The sequence below is a fragment of the Mesorhizobium sp. 8 genome (assembly GCF_006351905.1).
Classification (GTDB): domain Bacteria; phylum Pseudomonadota; class Alphaproteobacteria; order Rhizobiales; family Rhizobiaceae; genus Mesorhizobium; species Mesorhizobium composti.
In genome coordinates, this window is the sequence record NZ_CP040914.1 from 4519799 (window position 1) to 4536329 (window position 16531).

Genomic DNA, 16531 nt, shown 5'->3' on the forward strand with positions numbered 1-16531 from the left:
CGCAAGGGACGATGATCGCGAAAATCCGAAACGGCCTGATCCTGCTTTTCGTCGCGGCTGTCACGACGGCGGTGGCGGTTTCGCAGTTCACGGTGCTGAAAACCGGATGGGGCAATCCCTCATTCGTGCCGCGCCTGTGGCACAAATCGATCCTGTGGGCGCTGGGGTTTCGCGTGCATGTCGTGGGCAGCCTGTCGCGGAAGCGCCCGCTGCTGATCGTCGCCAACCACGTCTCGTGGACGGACATCGGCGTCCTCGGCTCCATTGCCGACGTCTCCTTCATCGCCAAGGCGCAGATGCAGGGCTGGCCGCTGATGGGCTGGCTGTCGACGCTGCAACGCACCGTCTTCGTCGACCGCGAGCGGCGTCACAGCTCCGGCGACCAGGCGAGCGAGATCGGCGAGCGGCTGAAGGCGGGCGACGCCATGGTGCTGTTCGCCGAAGGCACGACGGGCGACGGCAACAGGATGCTGCCGTTCAAGAGCACGCTGTTCGGCGCTGCCACACTGGCAATCGGCAAGGGGGCGACGGCGCACGAAGGGGTGCAGGAAGTCGCCATCCAGCCGGTGGCGATCGCCTATGTCCGCCGCCACGGCATCCCGCTCGGCCGCGCCGGGCGCATGGCGCTGTCGTGGATCGGCGACCAGGACCTGGTGCCGCATGTCGCCGGCCTGTTGAAACTGGGCGCCGTCGACGTCGAGGTCCGCTTCGGCGAACCGGTGATATTTTCGGCCGGATCGAACCGCAAGGAAGCGACGCGACTGGTCGAGGCCCGCGTGAAGGCGATGATGCAGGCGGCGCTGCAAGGGACCGAGGCGGGCTGACTGCCGGAATCGGTTGTTCTTGACCGCCAAAACGCGATAGAAGCCGCCCATGGATGCATTGACCACGGAACAGGCGCCGGACCGCGCCGCGGCGGATGGCGGACAGCAGGCCAGGAAGGTCTTCGTCAAGACCTATGGCTGCCAGATGAACGTCTACGATTCCCAGCGCATGACCGACGCGCTGGCGGCGGACGGCTATGCCGAGACGCAGAGCATGGAGGACGCCGACCTCGTCCTGCTCAACACCTGCCATATCCGCGAGAAGGCGGCCGAGAAGATCTATTCCGAACTCGGCCGCATCCGCGACCTCAAGGCCGAACGCGCAGCCGCCGGCAGCGAATTGCTGATCGGCGTCGCCGGCTGCGTGGCGCAGGCCGAAGGCGGCGAGATCATCCGCCGCGCGCCGGCCGTCGATCTGGTCATCGGTCCGCAGACCTATCACCGCCTGCCGGACGTGCTGGCGCGCGTGCGCGGCGGCAACCGCGTGGTCGAGACGGACTATGCGGTGGAGGACAAGTTCGAGCACCTGCCGGCGCCGAAGAAGGCCGAGGTCATCAAGCGCGGCGTCACCGCATTCCTGACCGTGCAGGAAGGTTGCGACAAGTTCTGCACCTTCTGTGTGGTGCCCTATACGCGCGGCTCGGAAGTGTCGCGGCCGGTGGCGCAGATCGTCGCCGAGGCCGAGCGGCTGGCGGAAGCCGGCGTGCGTGAGATCACCCTGCTCGGCCAGAACGTCAATGCCTGGCATGGCGAAGGGCCGGACGGCAATGACTGGGGCTTGGGCCGGCTTCTGTTCCGGCTGGCCGAAATCCCCGGCATCGCCCGGCTGCGCTACACCACCAGCCATCCGCGCGACATGGACGACGAACTGATCGCCGCCCATCGCGACCTTGAAACGCTGATGCCCTATCTCCATCTGCCGGTGCAGGCGGGCTCGGACCGCATCCTGAAGGCGATGAACCGCAAGCACAAGGTCGGCGACTATCTGAAGCTGATCGAGCGCATCCGCGCGGCAAGGCCGGATATCGCCTTGTCGGGCGATTTCATCGTCGGCTTCCCCGGCGAGACCCATGCCGATTTCGAGGACACGGTGAAGATCGTGCGCGAAGTGGGGTACGCCTCGGCCTTCTCGTTCAAATATTCGCCCCGCCCCGGCACGCCGGGCGCCGAGATGGACGGCCATGTGGCGGAGCAGGTGAAGGACGAACGCCTTCAGCGCCTTCAGGCGCTGCTGGTGGAACAGCAGCAGGCTTTCACCGTTTCCATGGTCGGCAGGACGATGCCGACCCTGATCGAAAAGCCCGGCCGCCAGGCAGGCCAGCGGGTCGGCCGCTCGCCCTGGCTGCAGCCGGTGATTGTTGATGAAAAGGCCGGTGGAATCGGCGACATTATCGAGGTGCGAATCACGGAAGCGGGCTACAATAGCCTGCATGCCGTGCCGGCCTGAGCGCCGGCGGACAAGGAGAGACGGTTGACCGCAGCCGACCTGAAGGCAGTTCCCCCACTCGCACCCTTGACGCCTTCCGGGGCGTCCGACATGGCGCACATCGTCCTTACCTTCGACAACAACAAGCTCGCCAGCGCTCTCTACGGCCAGTTCGACGAGAACCTGGCCCGGCTGGAGCAGAAGCTCGGCGTCGACATCCGCTCGCGCGGCAACCAGCTCACCATCAAGGGCTCGCCCACGGCCGCCGAGCAGGCGCGGCAGGCCCTCGACAGTCTCTATGCCATCCTCCAGAAAGGGGCCGACATCGGCCAGTCGGACGTCGACGGCGCCATCCGCATGGCGGTGGCCGCCGACGACCAGCTCACGCTGCCGACGCTGGAGCGCAAGGGCAAGGTCTCTGCGGCGCAGATTTCCACCCGCAAGAAGACCATCTACGCCCGCTCGCTCAATCAGGACGCCTATATGCGCGCGCTGGAGCGATCGGAACTTGTCTTCGGCATCGGCCCCGCCGGCACCGGCAAGACCTACCTGGCGGTGGCGCATGCGGCCATGATGCTGGAGCGCGGCATGGTCGAGCGCATCATCCTGTCGCGCCCGGCGGTCGAGGCGGGCGAACGGCTGGGCTTCCTGCCCGGCGACATGAAGGAAAAGGTCGATCCCTATCTTCGCCCGCTTTACGACGCGCTCTATGACATGATGCCAGGCGACAAGGTGGAGCGCGCCATCGGTGCCGGCGTCATCGAGATCGCGCCGCTGGCTTTCATGCGCGGCCGTACGCTGGCGCACGCCGCCGTCATCCTCGACGAGGCGCAGAACACCACGCCGATGCAGATGAAGATGTTTCTGACGCGGCTCGGCGAAGGCTCGCGTATGATCGTCACCGGCGATCCGACCCAGATCGACCTGCCGCCGAACACCCGCTCCGGCCTTGTCGAGGCGCTGCGCGTGCTGGACGGCGTGCCGGGCGTCGTTACCGTGCGTTTCACCGACACCGACGTGGTGCGCCATCCGCTGGTGGCCGAGATCGTCAAAGCCTACGACCGCGACGGCAAGGTCGCGCGCGGGCTGGGCGCGGAAGGGTGAGCACCGACTTTTTCCCGGTGCCTTCAGAAAGTTTCGTCAGCGCCGTACCCCCACCCCTAACCCCTCCCCGCAAGGGGGAGGGGAAGCTGCCGCTTGCCAAGTTCCCCTCCCCCTTGCGGGGAGGGGTTAGGGGTGGGGGTACGGTGCTGGTGTTCTTCATCGCAGGCCGCCATGCCCGCTGATCCTGCGCTTCCGATAGATATCGACCTCACCGTCGAGGCGGGCGACTGGCCGGACGAAGCCACTCTCACCGTACTGGTCGAGCGTGCTGCGGCCGCCGTCTTCGCCGAGCTTGGCGCCTCCCGTCCCGGCGGATCCGAACTCGGCGTCGTCTTCACCGACGATGCCCGCATCCGCGAACTCAACGCCGGCTGGCGTGGTAAGGACAAGGCGACCAACGTGCTTTCCTTCCCCGCCTTCCCGGAGACGAAGACGGGCCCGCTGCCGCCGCTGCTGGGCGATATCGTGCTGGCGGCCGAGACGGTGGCGAGCGAGGCCGCACTGGAAGGTAAGCCGCTGGACAACCATATTACCCATCTGGTGATCCACGGCCTGTTGCATCTTCTGGGCCATGACCACGAGACGGACGCCGAGGCCGAGGAGATGGAGGCGATCGAGCGCAGGGCGCTCGCAAGGCTTGCCATTCCCGATCCCTATGCGTAACTAGATCGAGAAACCGACCGGACGACGATGAACGACAAGCAAGAAGCCGCCCACGCCGAGGCTGGTGGCGCGGCAAAGCCTTCCGAGAAGCAGGAAGACCCTTCCAGTCCCAGTACCGCGACCGGCACCGCGGCCATTGAGCAGGCGCCCGCCGGACCGTCGCTTTTCGACCGGATGCTGGGCCTGTTCCGTCATCGCAACGGCACGTCGCTGCGCGAAGAGATCGCCGACGCGCTGGCCGAGACGACCAGCGAGCCTGGCGCCTTCTCGCCCGGCGAACGCGCCATGCTCAACAACATCCTCAGGCTGCGCGAGGTGCGCGTCGAGGACGTCATGGTGCCGCGCGCCGACATCGAGGGCGTCGAGATCGGCACCACGCTGGGCGAACTGCTCGGCCTGTTCGAACAGTCCGGCCATTCGCGCATGCCCGTCTATGTCGAGACGCTGGACGACCCGCGCGGCATGATCCACATCCGCGACGTGCTCGGCCACATCACCCGCGCCGCCCGCCCGAAGAACGGTCGAGGCCGTAAGAAGGCGCAGCCGGCGGCAGCCCTTGCCCTTTCGGAAGTCGACCTGACGCGCCCCATCGGCGATCTCGACCTGATCCGCCCGGTGCTGTTCGTGCCCCCGTCCATGCTCGCCTCCGACCTGATGGCGCGCATGCAGGCCGGCCGCACCCAGATGGCGCTGGTCATCGACGAATACGGCGGCACCGACGGGCTGGCCTCGCTGGAAGACATCGTCGAGATGGTCGTCGGCGACATCGAGGACGAGCACGACGAGGACGAGCCGCTGGTGACCAAGACCGGCGACGGCGTCTTCCTGGTCGACGGCAAGGCCGAGATCGACGATGTTGCCACCATGATCGGCGACGGCTTCGCCGCCGGCGAGCACGGCGAGTCGGTCGACACCATCGGCGGCATGATCTTCAACACGCTGGGCCGCGTGCCGGCGCGCGGCGAAGTGGTGCAGGCCATTCCCGGTTTCGAATTCCATGTGCTGGACGCTGACCCGCGCCGCGTCAAGCGCGTGCGCATCGTGGAAACCGCCAAGGGCGACCGCCGCCGCCGCGTCGCCCGTGCCGAGCAGGCGTGACAGCCGGGCCGGCTTGAGGGCTGTTGGTCAGCGTGTGCTGACGCAACGCCGGTCTGCGGGAAACTTCAAGGCCGGCCGACATTCGGGTTCGGTCCCGCCGGGGCGAAAACATCGGCAGGGACGTGCCGCGTTCGTTTGGAGCCGTCCTCCCGGCCTGCTAGAACTTCACCGCATGATTCGGCGGGCTGGGCCATGATCGCACCTGTTTGCATCGGTTTCCTCTCATGAGCGCCGGCCAATCCGGGTTGCGCGCCGGTCCCTCGGATGGCGCCGCCGCATCGGACCGCCGGTTTTTCGAGCGCGTGGCCGGCCGCGTCATCCTCCTGTGGGGGTGGCGGCGGGCGCTCGTCGCCTTCCTCGCCGGCGCGCTGGCCGTGCTGACGCAGGCGCCGTACGATTTCTTCGCCGCCGGTTTCATCGCCTTCCCCGTCCTCGTCTGGCTGCTCGATGGAACCACGCTTGAAAGCTCCGGCGGCGTGCTGCGTCGGCTGAGGCCGGCCTTTGCCGTCGGCTGGTGGTTCGGCTTCGGCTACTTCCTCGCCGGCCTGTGGTGGATCGGCGGCGCGCTTCTGGTCGAGGCCGACGAATTTGCCTGGGCGCTGCCGCTCGCCGTGGTCGGCATTCCCCTGATTCTCGCCTTCTTCTACGGTCTGGCGACGGCCGTGGCGCGGTCAGTCTGGAGCAGCAACATCGGCCGTATCGCAGCCCTTGCCTTCGGCTTCGCGCTCGCCGAGTGGCTGCGCGGCTTCCTGTTCACCGGCTTTCCATGGAACGCCATCGGCTATGCGGCGATGCCGGTGCCGCTGCTCATGCAGAGCGATGCCGTCGTCGGCATGAACGGCATGAACGCGCTCGCCGTCTTCGTCTTCGCTGTCCCTGCGCTGCTGGCCGGACGCCGTCATCTGCGTTTCGGCTTCGCTGTGGCTGTGCTGCTCGTGGCGGCCCATGTCGGCTTTGGTTACGTGCGGCTTACCGCTCCGCAGCCTGCTGACGTCAAGACGTTGGACGTCCGCATCGTCCAGCCTTCCGTCGATCTCGCCGAGAAATGGGATGCCTCGGTTCGCGACCGCATCTTTGCCACCATGCTCGCCCTGTCGTCGAAAGAGCCGGAGGCCGGCCATCAAAAGCCGCAGCTTATCCTGTGGCCGGAAACTTCGGTGCCGTTCCTGTTCACCGAGCGTCCGGACGCGCTGACGGCGATCGGCGACATGCTGGCCGAGGGCCAGATGCTGATCGCCGGCGCCGTGCGCGAGGAGGAAGCCGCCGGGCAGGGCGCCGACAGCCGCTACTACAACTCCGTTGTCGCCATCGACGACCGCGGCGAGATCGCCGATGCCGTCGACAAGGTCCATCTGGTGCCCTTCGGTGAATACTTACCTTTCGACGGCCTGCTCAAACGTCTCGGCGTCGAGCAGCTGGTGGCCGGGCCGATGAATTTCTCGGCCGGCAACGAGCGCCATGCCATCGCCGTGCCCGGCGGCGCCCGCGCGCTGCCCTTCATTTGCTACGAAGTGATCTTTCCCGATCTCGTTTCGGTTGACGCAGCGTCAAGTGAGCTTATTGTAAACGTTACGAACGATGCGTGGTTTGGGGACACGCCCGGTCCGTACCAGCATTTTCGGCAGGCGCAGCTTCGCGCCGTCGAAAATGGTTTGCCGCTGCTCAGGGCGGCCAACAACGGTATCTCGGCTGTCGTCGATCCACGCGGCAGGACGATCGATGCGCTGGCCATCAATGCGCGGGGGGCGATGGATGTGCGGGTGCCAATTTACCGACAGGAGACGCTTTCGGCTGCGCAACGCCGCGTTAACGGATTCGTCGTCATGATTCTGTTCGCCCTGGCCGCAGGCCTTCTCAGCGTAAGGCGAAGGCTACCGGCGAATTGACATGTGATATATTAGAACTTCATAGTGGAACGCCTGATTTCACGGAGGGCCGGTCGCGCTGGTTGGAGTGACGGCCGGTTCCGCTCGGGCATGCAAGAACAAGGAGCCGGACAACGGCGAGGAAAAATGGTAGAAGAAAATAAGAAGAAGCCGAATCCGGTCGATACTCATGTCGGCAGCCGCATCAGGCTTCGCCGCAATATGCTGGGGATGAGCCAGGAGAAGCTGGGCGAAAGCCTCGGCATCACCTTCCAGCAGATCCAGAAATACGAGAAAGGCACCAACAGGGTTGGCGCCAGCCGGTTGCAGGCGATCGCCTCCATTCTGGGCGTACCCGTTTCCTTCTTCTTCGAGGATGCGCCGGGGCAGGAAGCGGCCGGCGCCGGCTTTGCCGAGGACACGCCCACTTCCTTTGCCGTGGAGTTCTGTTCGACGCCGGAAGGGCTGCAACTCAACCGCGCGTTCTTTCGCATCACCGATGCGAAAGTGCGCCGGCGTATCGTCGATCTGGTGAAGTCTCTTTCCGACGACGAAACCGACTGACGTTTGCCTGTTGCCTGCAATGCGCCGGGGCACGTCGCTGCTCCGGATTTTTGTTCTTCTGGCGGCCTCTGGATTGGCAGACTGATCCCCTTGGCTGTCTTGACGGACGGTCGGGCGGCCCGCTAACAGGATCGGCGCCAGGCTGGCGGTGTGCCGGCCATTTTCCAGTGGGGACACCCGTGACGCGGCAGAATTATCTCTTCACCTCGGAATCGGTTTCCGAGGGCCATCCCGACAAGGTCTGCGACCGCATTTCTGACGAGATCGTCGATCTGGTCTATCGCGAGACGCGTAAAGTAAAGCCCGAGGACGCCAAACGCTATGCCGACGTCGCGGTTTCCGATCCGTGGAAGGTGCGCGTCGCCTGCGAGACGCTGGCGACCACCAATCGCGTGGTGATCGCCGGCGAGGTGCGTGTGCCGCACAGCCTCCTGAAGAAGGACAAGGCCGGCAACGTGGTGCTGGACGCGGCCGGACATCCCGCCGTCAACCCGGCGAAGTTCAAGTCGGCGGCGCGCAAGGCCATCCGCGACATCGGCTACGAGCAGAGCGGCTTCCACTGGAAGAAGGCCCGGATCGACGTTTTGCTGCACGGCCAGTCGCCTGACATCGGCCAGGGCGTCGACAACGCCGCCGACCGCCAGGGCGAGGAAGGCGCGGGCGACCAGGGCATCATGTTCGGCTATGCCTGCCGCGAGACGCCGGACCTGATGCCGGCGCCGATCTACTACAGCCACAAGATCCTCGAACTCCTGGCCGCCGCCCGCCACGAAGGGCAGGGCGACGCCGGCCGGCTCGGCCCCGACGCCAAGAGCCAGGTGACGGTGCGCTACGAGAACGGCGAGGCGGCCGAGGTCACGCAGATCGTGCTGTCGACCCAGCATCTCGATGCAAGCTGGGATTCGAAGAAGGTGCGCAAGGTCGTCGAGCCCTACATCCGCGAGGCGCTCGGCGATCTGAAGATCGCCGCCGACTGCAACTGGTACATCAACCCGACCGGCAAGTTCGTCATCGGCGGTCCCGATGGCGACGCCGGCCTGACCGGCCGCAAGATCATCGTCGACACCTATGGCGGTGCGGCCCCGCATGGCGGCGGCGCCTTCTCCGGCAAGGACACCACCAAGGTTGACCGCTCGGCGGCTTACGCGGCGCGCTATCTGGCCAAGAACGTGGTGGCGGCCAAGCTTGCCGAGCGCTGCACCATCCAGCTCTCCTACGCGATCGGCGTTGCCCAGCCGCTGTCGGTCTATGTCGACCTGCATGGCACCGGCGCCGTGGACGAGGCCGTTCTGGAGAAGGCGCTGCGCGCGGTGATGGACCTGTCGCCGTCGGGCATCCGCCGGCATCTGGACCTGAACAGGCCGATCTACGCCAAGACCACGGCCTACGGCCATTTCGGCCGCAAGCCCGGCCGCGACGGCTCCTTCTCGTGGGAGAAGACCGACCTCGTCAAGGCGCTCAAGGACGCCGTCTCGAAGGAACGGGCGCTGGCCGCCTGACCGCCATGACGGCTCCGGAACCTCCGGTCGAGGAGCGGCGGCCGAGCCGCTCCAGCGAGGCGTTTTTCGGCCGGCGCCATGGCAAGGCGATCCGCCCGCATCAGGCGGCCGCCCTTGCCTCCGGGCTATCCCGCTACGGCGTCAATCTTGACAACGCGGCGCCCGCCGCGCTGGCGGCCTTGTTTGCGGCCCCGGTTTCGTCTGTACGTCTGGAAATCGGCTTCGGCGGCGGCGAGCATCTGCTGCACGAGGCGAAGGCGGCGCCGGCAACCGGCTTCATCGGCGTCGAGCCCTTCGTCAACGGCATGGCCAAGCTGATGACGGCGGTGGAGCGAGAGCCGCTGGCGAACCTGCGCGTCTATGATGACGACGCCACCCGCCTGCTCGACTGGCTGCCGCCGGCCTCGCTCGACGCCATCGATCTGCTCTATCCCGACCCCTGGCCGAAGAAGCGGCACTGGAAACGGCGTTTCGTCGGCAAGGCCAATCTCGACCGCTTCGCCTGCGTGCTGAAGCCGGGCGGCCGCTTCTGCTTCGCCTCCGACATCGACAGCTATGTCAACTGGACGCTGCTTGTCTGCCGCGCCCATGGTGCCTTCGACTGGCAGGCGGCCTCTTCGCGCGACTGGCACGATCCCTATCCCGGCTGGCCGGGCACGCGCTACGAGGCCAAGGCCATCCGCGAAGGCCGCAGGCCCGCCTATCTGACCTTCCTGCGCCGTTGAACCGATAGCGCAACCGCGCGGGAACCTGATAGGCTTCCCGGCATCCAAGACGATGCAGGTTCAAGACGGTACGGGCAGGGAGAAGTGCTATGGCGCACCGGGTCAAAATCCTCGAAGCTGAGAATGTCACGCACAATGTGCGCCGGTTCCGGTTCGAACGACCGGACGGTTACGCCTTCGTTCCCGGACAGGCGACCGAGGTCTCGATCGATCAGGATGGCTGGCGCGAGGAAAAGCGGCCCTTCACCTTCACCGGCCTCAGCCAATGGCCGGACCTGGAATTCACCATCAAGACCTATACGGACCACGACGGCGTTACCAATCGGCTGGCAACGCTCGGAGCGGGCGACGCGCTGCTGATCGACGATCCGTGGGGCACGATCGAATACAAGGGCAAGGGAACCTTCATTGCCGGCGGCGCCGGCATCACGCCCTTCATCGCCATCCTGCGCGACCTTGCCGACAGGAAGGCGGCCGCAGGCCATCGGCTGATCTTCTCCAACCGCACGGAAGACGACATCATCCTGCGCGATCTATGGGAGAAAATGCCCGGCCTTGAGCATCTGTTCGTGGTGACGCGCGGCGACGGCAAGACGTTTCCCGCCGGCCCGGTCGACAAGGCCTTCCTGCGCGATCATGCCGGCGACTTCGGTCAGCATTTCTATGTCTGCGGACCGGACAAGATGGTCGCCGACATCAACGCCGCGCTGACCGAGCTCGGCGCCGCCGCCACCAATCTGGTGTTCGAGCGGTAAGGCTCAATAGTAGCGGCGGATATCCCTGAACGCCTTCGGCTCGATGCCGAGATTGGTCAGGTCGCGCGCCTTCGGACGATGGCCGGCTTCGGCCGCATAGGCGGCTGCCACGGCGCTGCCGAGGACGTTGATCGCGTCCGCAATCGTTGCAAAAGTGCCGCGCTTGCTCATGACAATTCCTTTCGTACGCAGTGCGGCACCATCTGTGCTGCATTGCATCATAAATAGGAGTTGCCCCGCCGTGCGGGTAGGGCGCCTGGCGCATGGCCGTCTTGCGCCCGGCGCGTGGCTTGCCCGCCGGCCTTTCGGACTTGAAACGCCGGCATGGATCGTCTATATCGGCATCAAATTCTTGGTCGGTATGACGAAGAGTGGGTCCACCCGGTCCCGCTCTTTTTTGTTACCGGCCGCCCGAAAGGCGACCGACTGGAACCGATGGCAGAGAGCGTGACCGACGGCGACGACCGCATCATCCGCGAGAGCGGCATCGATGCGCGCATCGCCATGATCGTCGAGCCGGTGCTGCGCGGCATGGGCTTCCGCCTCGTGCGCGTGCGCCTGTCCGGCCAGAACGGCCTGACCCTCCAGATCATGGCCGAGCGCAACGACGGCACCATGACCGTCGAGGATTGCGAAGAGGTCAGCCGCGCGGTGTCGCCGGCGCTCGATGTCGACGATCCCATCGAGAAGGCTTATCACCTCGAAGTGTCGTCGCCGGGCATCGACCGTCCGTTGGTGCGCAAGTCGGATTTCTCGACCTGGGCCGGTCATCTGGTGAAGATGGAGACCGCGACGCTGGTTGCCGAGCGCAAGCGCTTCAAGGGGCGCATCGCCGAGGCCGGCGAGGATGCGGTGGTGATCGAGCGCGAAGCCGCCTACGGCGAGGAGCCCCGCGTCGCCGTTCCCTACGACGCCATCGCCGAGGCGAGGCTGATCCTCACCGACGACCTGATCCGCGACGCGCTGTCGAAGGACAACCGCGCACGCAAGGAAGCGAAGAAGCATCGCGGCGAGACGGACGAAAGCGCCGAAGCGGCCGGCGAAACCGAAATTGAAAGCTGATTGAGCGGTCGCCCGCGAAAGGCGGCCTTGTCAGGGAGAAAGAAATGGCTGTCAGTGCCAACAGGCTCGAACTTTTGCAGATCGCCGACGCCGTCGCGCGGGAAAAGTCGATCGACAAGGGAATCGTCATCGCCGCCATGGCCGACGCGATCCAGAAGGCGGCGCGCTCGCGCTATGGCCAGGAAACCAACATCCGCGCCGACATCAACCCGAATACGGGCGAGATGAAGCTGCAGCGGCTCATGGAAGTGGTCGAGACGGTCGAGGACTACGCCACCCAGATCGCGCTGTCGTCGGCGCGTGAGCGCAATCCGGACGCCCAGATCGGCGACTTCATCGCCGAGCAGCTCCCGCCGATGGATTTCGGCCGCATCGCCGCCCAGTCGGCCAAGCAGGTCATCGTCCAGAAGGTGCGCGAGGCCGAGCGCGACCGCCAGTACGACGAATACAAGGACCGCATCGGCGAGATCGTCAACGGCACGGTCAAGCGCGTCGAATATGGCAACGTCATCGTTGATCTCGGCCGCGGCGAGGCGATTATTCGCCGCGACGAACTGATCCCGCGCGAGAACTACAAGTACGGCGACCGCGTTCGCGCCTATGTCTACGACGTGCGCCGCGAGCAGCGCGGCCCGCAGATTTTCCTGTCGCGCACCCATCCGCAGTTCATGGCCAAGCTGTTCACCATGGAAGTGCCGGAGATCTACGACGGCATCATCGAGATCAAGTCGGTGGCCCGCGATCCGGGCTCGCGCGCCAAGATCGCCGTCATCTCCCGCGATTCGTCGATCGATCCGGTCGGCGCCTGCGTCGGCATGCGCGGCTCGCGCGTGCAGGCCGTGGTCGGCGAGTTGCAGGGCGAGAAGATCGACATCATTCCGTGGTCGCCGAACGCCGCCTCCTTCATCGTCAACGCGCTGCAGCCGGCCGAGGTCGCCAAGGTGGTGCTCGACGAGGATGCCGAGCGCATCGAGGTCGTCGTGCCTGACGACCAGCTGTCGCTCGCCATCGGTCGTCGCGGCCAGAACGTGCGTCTGGCTTCCCAGCTCACCGGCTGGGACATCGACATCCTGACCGAGCAGGAAGAAAGCGAGCGCCGCCAGAAGGAGTTCACCGAGCGTTCGAACCTGTTCATGGAAGCGCTCGACGTCGATGAGATGGTCGGCCAGGTGCTGGCTTCCGAGGGCTTCACCTCCGTCGAGGAAGTCGCCTATGTCGAGCCGGATGAAATCTCCTCCATCGACGGCTTCGACGAGGATACCGCGACCGAGATCCAGACGCGCGCCCGCGAATATCTGGAGAAGATCGAGGCCGAGCAGGACGCCGCCCGCAAGAAGCTCGGCGTCAAGGACGAGCTGCGCGAGATTCCCGGCGTCACCACCGCCATGATGGTGGCGCTCGGCGAGGACGGCGTGAAGACCATCGAGGACTTCGCCGGCTACGCCGCCGACGACCTCGTCGGCTGGAAGGAACGCAAGGACGGCGAGACCAAGGTTTATCCGGGTGTGCTCGCCGACCATGGCGTCTCCAGGGCCGAGGCCGAGCAGATGGTGTTGGCGGCTCGCCTCAAGGCCGGCTGGATTTCCGAGGAGGAAGCCCAGGCCGAGGCCGCCGACGCTGAAGCCGCCGAAGCGGCCGAAGCGTGAGATGAGACGCATCGGGGCAGCCCTTGGACGAGATGAACGATCGCACCTGCATCGTCACCAGGAAACACGCCGAGCCGGATGACCTCATCCGGTTCGTCGTCGGCCCGGATTCGGCCGTCGTCCCCGATCTGAAGCGAACCTTGCCCGGCCGCGGTTGCTGGGTCAGCGCCGAGCGCCTATATGTCGACAAGGCGGCGGCCAAGGGCCATTTTGCCCGCGCCTTCAAGCGGCAGGTCGTCGTGCCCCCCGATCTCGGCGCCATGGTCGACGCTTTGCTGGCGAAGGCGGTGCTGGGGTCGCTGGGCCTTGCCCGCAAGGCAGGCATGGTGGCGCTGGGAGCGGCCAAGGTCGACGGCGCCGTCCGCTCCGGCAAGGCGATCGCCGTGCTGCATGCGGCCGAGGCTTCCGAGGACGGCGTGCGCAAGATCAGCCAGGCCCGGCGCGCCACCGTCCATCTTGGCGGGCCTGCCATCCCTGCCTACAAACTTTTCGCCGAGGCGGAATTGGGTTTGGCATTGGGGGGGGCAAATGTGATACATGCTGCCGTTCTCGCGTCGGACGCGGGTCGCGCGGTCCTGAAGCGCATGGTTGCGCTCGACCGATACCGGGGCGGTTCCCTGGATGATTTGGCAATGCTTGCGGCGGTTGCCGGCGAAGATGATGCCGCAGAGGATGTGGAATGAGCGATACGAAATCGGGTGACGACAAGACCTTGAGCGTTACCCCCAAGAAGACCTTGACCTTGAAGCGACCGGGTGTCGAACAGAGCACCGTGCGGCAGAATTTCTCGCACGGCCGCACCAAGTCGGTCGTCGTCGAGACCAAGCGCAAGTTCATAAAGCCCGGCGAGAAGCCGGAACCAGTGGCTGTCTTCACGCCGCGGCCGACGCCGGCCGCGACAGCGGCAGCGCCTGCGCCGGCAGCGCCCGAGCCGCGCACGCCTGCGCCGCCGCCCCCCGCGCCGCCGCCACAGGAGCGGATGGTCCTCAACGAGCTGTCGCGTGGCGAGATGGAAGCCCGCCGCCGCGCTCTCGAGGGTTCGCAGGCGCGTGAGGCCGAGGATCGCGCCCGTGCCGCCGAGGATGCCAAGCGCCGTGCCGAGGAAGACGAGCGCCGCAAGCGCGAGCGCGAGGAATCGGCGCGCCGCCAGGCTGAAGAGGAAGCGCGCCTGAAGGCCGAGGCGGAATCGCGCCGCCGCGCCGAGGAAGAAGCGCGTCGCCGTGCGCCGCAGACGGCCGAGGCCGTCGGTGGCGACGAGGAGGAAGCACGGCCGCGCGGCCGTGGTCCGGTCGCCCCCGTGCGCCGTCCCGTCGCGCCGGAAGTGGCAAGGCCGGCCCGCACGAAGGGCGAGGCCGACCGTCGCCAGGGCAAGCTGACGCTGAACAGCGCCCTGTCTTCCGAGGATGGCGACGCCCGCGCCCGTTCGCTAGCGGCCATGCGCCGCCGGCAGGAGAAGTTCAAGCGCGCCATGCACAATGAGCCGCGCGAAAAGGTGATGCGCGAAGTGACCATTCCCGAGACGATCACCATCCAGGAACTGGCGCAGCGCATGTCCGAGCGCGCCGTCGACGTGGTGAAGTTCTTCATGAAGCAGGGCCAGATCATGAAGCCGGGCGACGTCATCGACGCCGACACGGCCGAGCTGGTCGCTTCCGAATTCGGCCACACCGTCAAGCGCGTCGCCGAGTCCGACATCGAGGAGGGGCTGTTCAACATCCCCGACCGCGAGGAGGATCTGGTGTCGCGGCCGCCGGTGGTCACGATCATGGGCCACGTCGACCACGGCAAGACCTCGCTGCTCGACGCCATCCGCAACGCCCACGTCCAGTCGGGCGAGGCGGGCGGCATCACCCAGCACATCGGCGCCTATCAGGTCGAGAAGAACGGCCAGCAGATCACCTTCATCGACACGCCCGGCCACGCCGCCTTCACGGCGATGCGGGCGCGCGGCGCGCAGTCCACCGACATCGCCGTTCTGGTGGTGGCGGCCGATGACAGCGTGATGCCGCAGACGGTGGAGTCCATCAACCACGCCCGCGCCGCCGGCGTGCCGATCATCGTCGCCATCAACAAGGTCGACAAGCACGAGGCCAACCCCCAGAAGGTGCGCACCCAGCTTCTCCAGCACGAGATCGTGGTGGAAGAGATGGGCGGCGAGACGCTGGACGTCGAGGTCTCGGCCAAGACGGGCGCCGGCATCGACAAGCTCTTGGAAGCCATTCTGTTGCAGGCCGAAATCCTCGACCTCAAGGCCAATCCCGACCGCACCGCCGAAGGCGTCGTCATCGAGGCGCGGCTGGACAAGGGCCGCGGCCCGGTCGCCACCGTGCTGGTGCAGACCGGCACGCTGCTGCCCGGCGAGATCCTCGTCGCCGGCAACGAGTGGGGCCGCGTGCGCGCACTGGTCAACGACCGTGGCGAGCAGGTCAAGGAAGCGCCGCCGGCAATGCCCGTCGAGGTGCTCGGTCTCCAGGGTACGCCCCAGGCGGGCGACCGCTTCGCCATCGTCAACAACGAGGCCCGCGCCCGCGAGATCACCGAATACCGCCAGCGGCTCGCCCGCGACAAGGCGGTGGCCAAGCATGCCGGCCAGCGCGGCTCGCTCGAGCAGATGATGTCGCAGCTCCAGCAGGCCGGCACCAAGGAGTTCCCGCTCATCGTCAAGGGCGACGTGCAGGGCTCCATCGAGGCGATCGACGCGGCACTCGAAAAGCTCGGCAACGACGAGGTGCGCGCGCGCATCGTCCATTCGGGCGCCGGCGCCATCACCGAGAGCGACGTGACGCTGGCCGAAACGTCGGGAGCCGCCATCATCGGCTTCAACGTGCGTGCCAACGCGCAGGCCAGGCAGGCGGCCGAGCAGGCTGACATCGAGATCCGCTACTACAACATCATCTACAACCTCGTGGATGACGTGAAGGCGGCGATGTCGGGGATGCTGTCGCCGGAACGCCGCGAGACCTTCATCGGCAACGCCGAGATCCTGGAGGTGTTCAACATCACCAAGGTCGGCAAGGTCGCGGGCTGCCGCGTCACCGAAGGCAAGGTGGAGCGCGGCGCGGGCGTGCGCCTGATCCGCGAGAACGTCGTCATCCACGAAGGCACGCTGAAGACCTTGAAGCGCTTCAAGGACGAGGTGCCGGAGGTTCCCGTCGGGCAGGAATGCGGCATGGCGTTCCAGAACTACGAGAACATCCAGGTCGGCGACATCATCGAGTGCTTCCGCGTCGAGATGGTGACGCGCACGCTATGACCGGACGAGGAAGGCGGTGGCCTTCCGTTTCAGGCAACGGCGCGGTC

15 protein-coding genes are annotated in these 16531 nt (G+C 66.4%); 14 read left to right on the forward strand and 1 reads right to left on the reverse strand.

Annotated features, from left to right (window positions below; translation table 11 throughout):
* The first annotated feature begins 11 nt into the window (after window positions 1-11).
* The 10 genes from FGU64_RS21805 to FGU64_RS21850 all read left to right on the forward strand — a co-directional run bounded on the left by FGU64_RS21805 (window position 12) and on the right by FGU64_RS21850 (window position 10523).
* Window positions 12-824, forward strand: coding sequence for a lysophospholipid acyltransferase family protein (locus tag FGU64_RS21805; RefSeq protein ID WP_139955007.1), 813 nt, complete (start codon window positions 12-14; stop codon window positions 822-824).
* A 145-nt stretch (window positions 825-969) separates the two neighbouring features.
* On the forward strand, window positions 970-2271 hold the full coding sequence (gene miaB / locus FGU64_RS21810) for a tRNA (N6-isopentenyl adenosine(37)-C2)-methylthiotransferase MiaB (protein ID WP_246671389.1): 1302 nt from the start codon (window positions 970-972) through the stop codon (window positions 2269-2271).
* Between the two features lie 90 nt (window positions 2272-2361).
* Window positions 2362-3354, forward strand: coding sequence for a PhoH family protein (locus FGU64_RS21815; RefSeq protein ID WP_246671190.1), 993 nt, complete (start codon window positions 2362-2364; stop codon window positions 3352-3354).
* A 171-nt stretch (window positions 3355-3525) separates the two neighbouring features.
* Window positions 3526-4017: an rRNA maturation RNase YbeY gene (gene ybeY, locus FGU64_RS21820; RefSeq protein ID WP_139955010.1), complete on the forward strand. Its 492-nt coding sequence runs from the start codon at window positions 3526-3528 to the stop codon at window positions 4015-4017.
* Window positions 4018-4044: 27 nt separating this feature from the next.
* Complete coding sequence (locus FGU64_RS21825) at window positions 4045-5115, forward strand: hemolysin family protein (protein WP_136359357.1); 1071 nt, start codon at window positions 4045-4047, stop codon at window positions 5113-5115.
* Between the two features lie 224 nt (window positions 5116-5339).
* Complete coding sequence (gene lnt / locus FGU64_RS21830; protein WP_139955011.1) at window positions 5340-7001, forward strand: apolipoprotein N-acyltransferase; 1662 nt, start codon at window positions 5340-5342, stop codon at window positions 6999-7001.
* Window positions 7002-7127: 126 nt separating this feature from the next.
* A complete protein-coding gene (locus tag FGU64_RS21835; protein WP_136359437.1) occupies window positions 7128-7544 on the forward strand; it encodes a helix-turn-helix transcriptional regulator in 417 nt (138 codons plus the stop codon).
* Window positions 7545-7723: 179 nt separating this feature from the next.
* Window positions 7724-9043 (forward strand): methionine adenosyltransferase, encoded by a 1320-nt coding sequence (gene metK, locus FGU64_RS21840; protein ID WP_139955012.1) that lies wholly within the window; start codon window positions 7724-7726, stop codon window positions 9041-9043.
* Window positions 9044-9048: 5 nt separating this feature from the next.
* Complete coding sequence (locus FGU64_RS21845; RefSeq protein WP_139955013.1) at window positions 9049-9768, forward strand: tRNA (guanine(46)-N(7))-methyltransferase TrmB; 720 nt, start codon at window positions 9049-9051, stop codon at window positions 9766-9768.
* Window positions 9769-9857: 89 nt separating this feature from the next.
* Window positions 9858-10523: an FAD-binding oxidoreductase gene (locus FGU64_RS21850; RefSeq protein WP_139955014.1), complete on the forward strand. Its 666-nt coding sequence runs from the start codon at window positions 9858-9860 to the stop codon at window positions 10521-10523.
* A 3-nt stretch (window positions 10524-10526) separates the two neighbouring features.
* On the opposite strand, the gene FGU64_RS23375 is transcribed toward FGU64_RS21850, so the two are convergent.
* Window positions 10527-10694, reverse strand: a complete 168-nt coding sequence (locus FGU64_RS23375; RefSeq protein WP_180375589.1) for a hypothetical protein — start codon at window positions 10692-10694, stop codon at window positions 10527-10529.
* A 264-nt stretch (window positions 10695-10958) separates the two neighbouring features.
* Here FGU64_RS23375 and rimP point away from each other — a divergent pair, with 264 nt between their 5' ends.
* The 4 genes from rimP to infB are packed head-to-tail and all read left to right on the forward strand — an operon-like array spanning window position 10959 to window position 16484.
* Window positions 10959-11585 (forward strand): ribosome maturation factor RimP, encoded by a 627-nt coding sequence (gene rimP, locus FGU64_RS21855; protein WP_139955015.1) that lies wholly within the window; start codon window positions 10959-10961, stop codon window positions 11583-11585.
* Window positions 11586-11629: 44 nt separating this feature from the next.
* Window positions 11630-13231: a transcription termination factor NusA gene (nusA, locus tag FGU64_RS21860; RefSeq protein WP_136359351.1), complete on the forward strand. Its 1602-nt coding sequence runs from the start codon at window positions 11630-11632 to the stop codon at window positions 13229-13231.
* 32 nt (window positions 13232-13263) lie between these two features.
* Window positions 13264-13914, forward strand: a complete 651-nt coding sequence (locus tag FGU64_RS21865; RefSeq protein ID WP_139955508.1) for an RNA-binding protein — start codon at window positions 13264-13266, stop codon at window positions 13912-13914.
* Window positions 13911-16484: a translation initiation factor IF-2 gene (gene infB, locus FGU64_RS21870; RefSeq protein ID WP_139955016.1), complete on the forward strand. Its 2574-nt coding sequence runs from the start codon at window positions 13911-13913 to the stop codon at window positions 16482-16484. The genes FGU64_RS21865 and infB overlap by 4 nt, the downstream gene beginning before the upstream one ends.
* Window positions 16485-16531: the final 47 nt, after the last annotated feature.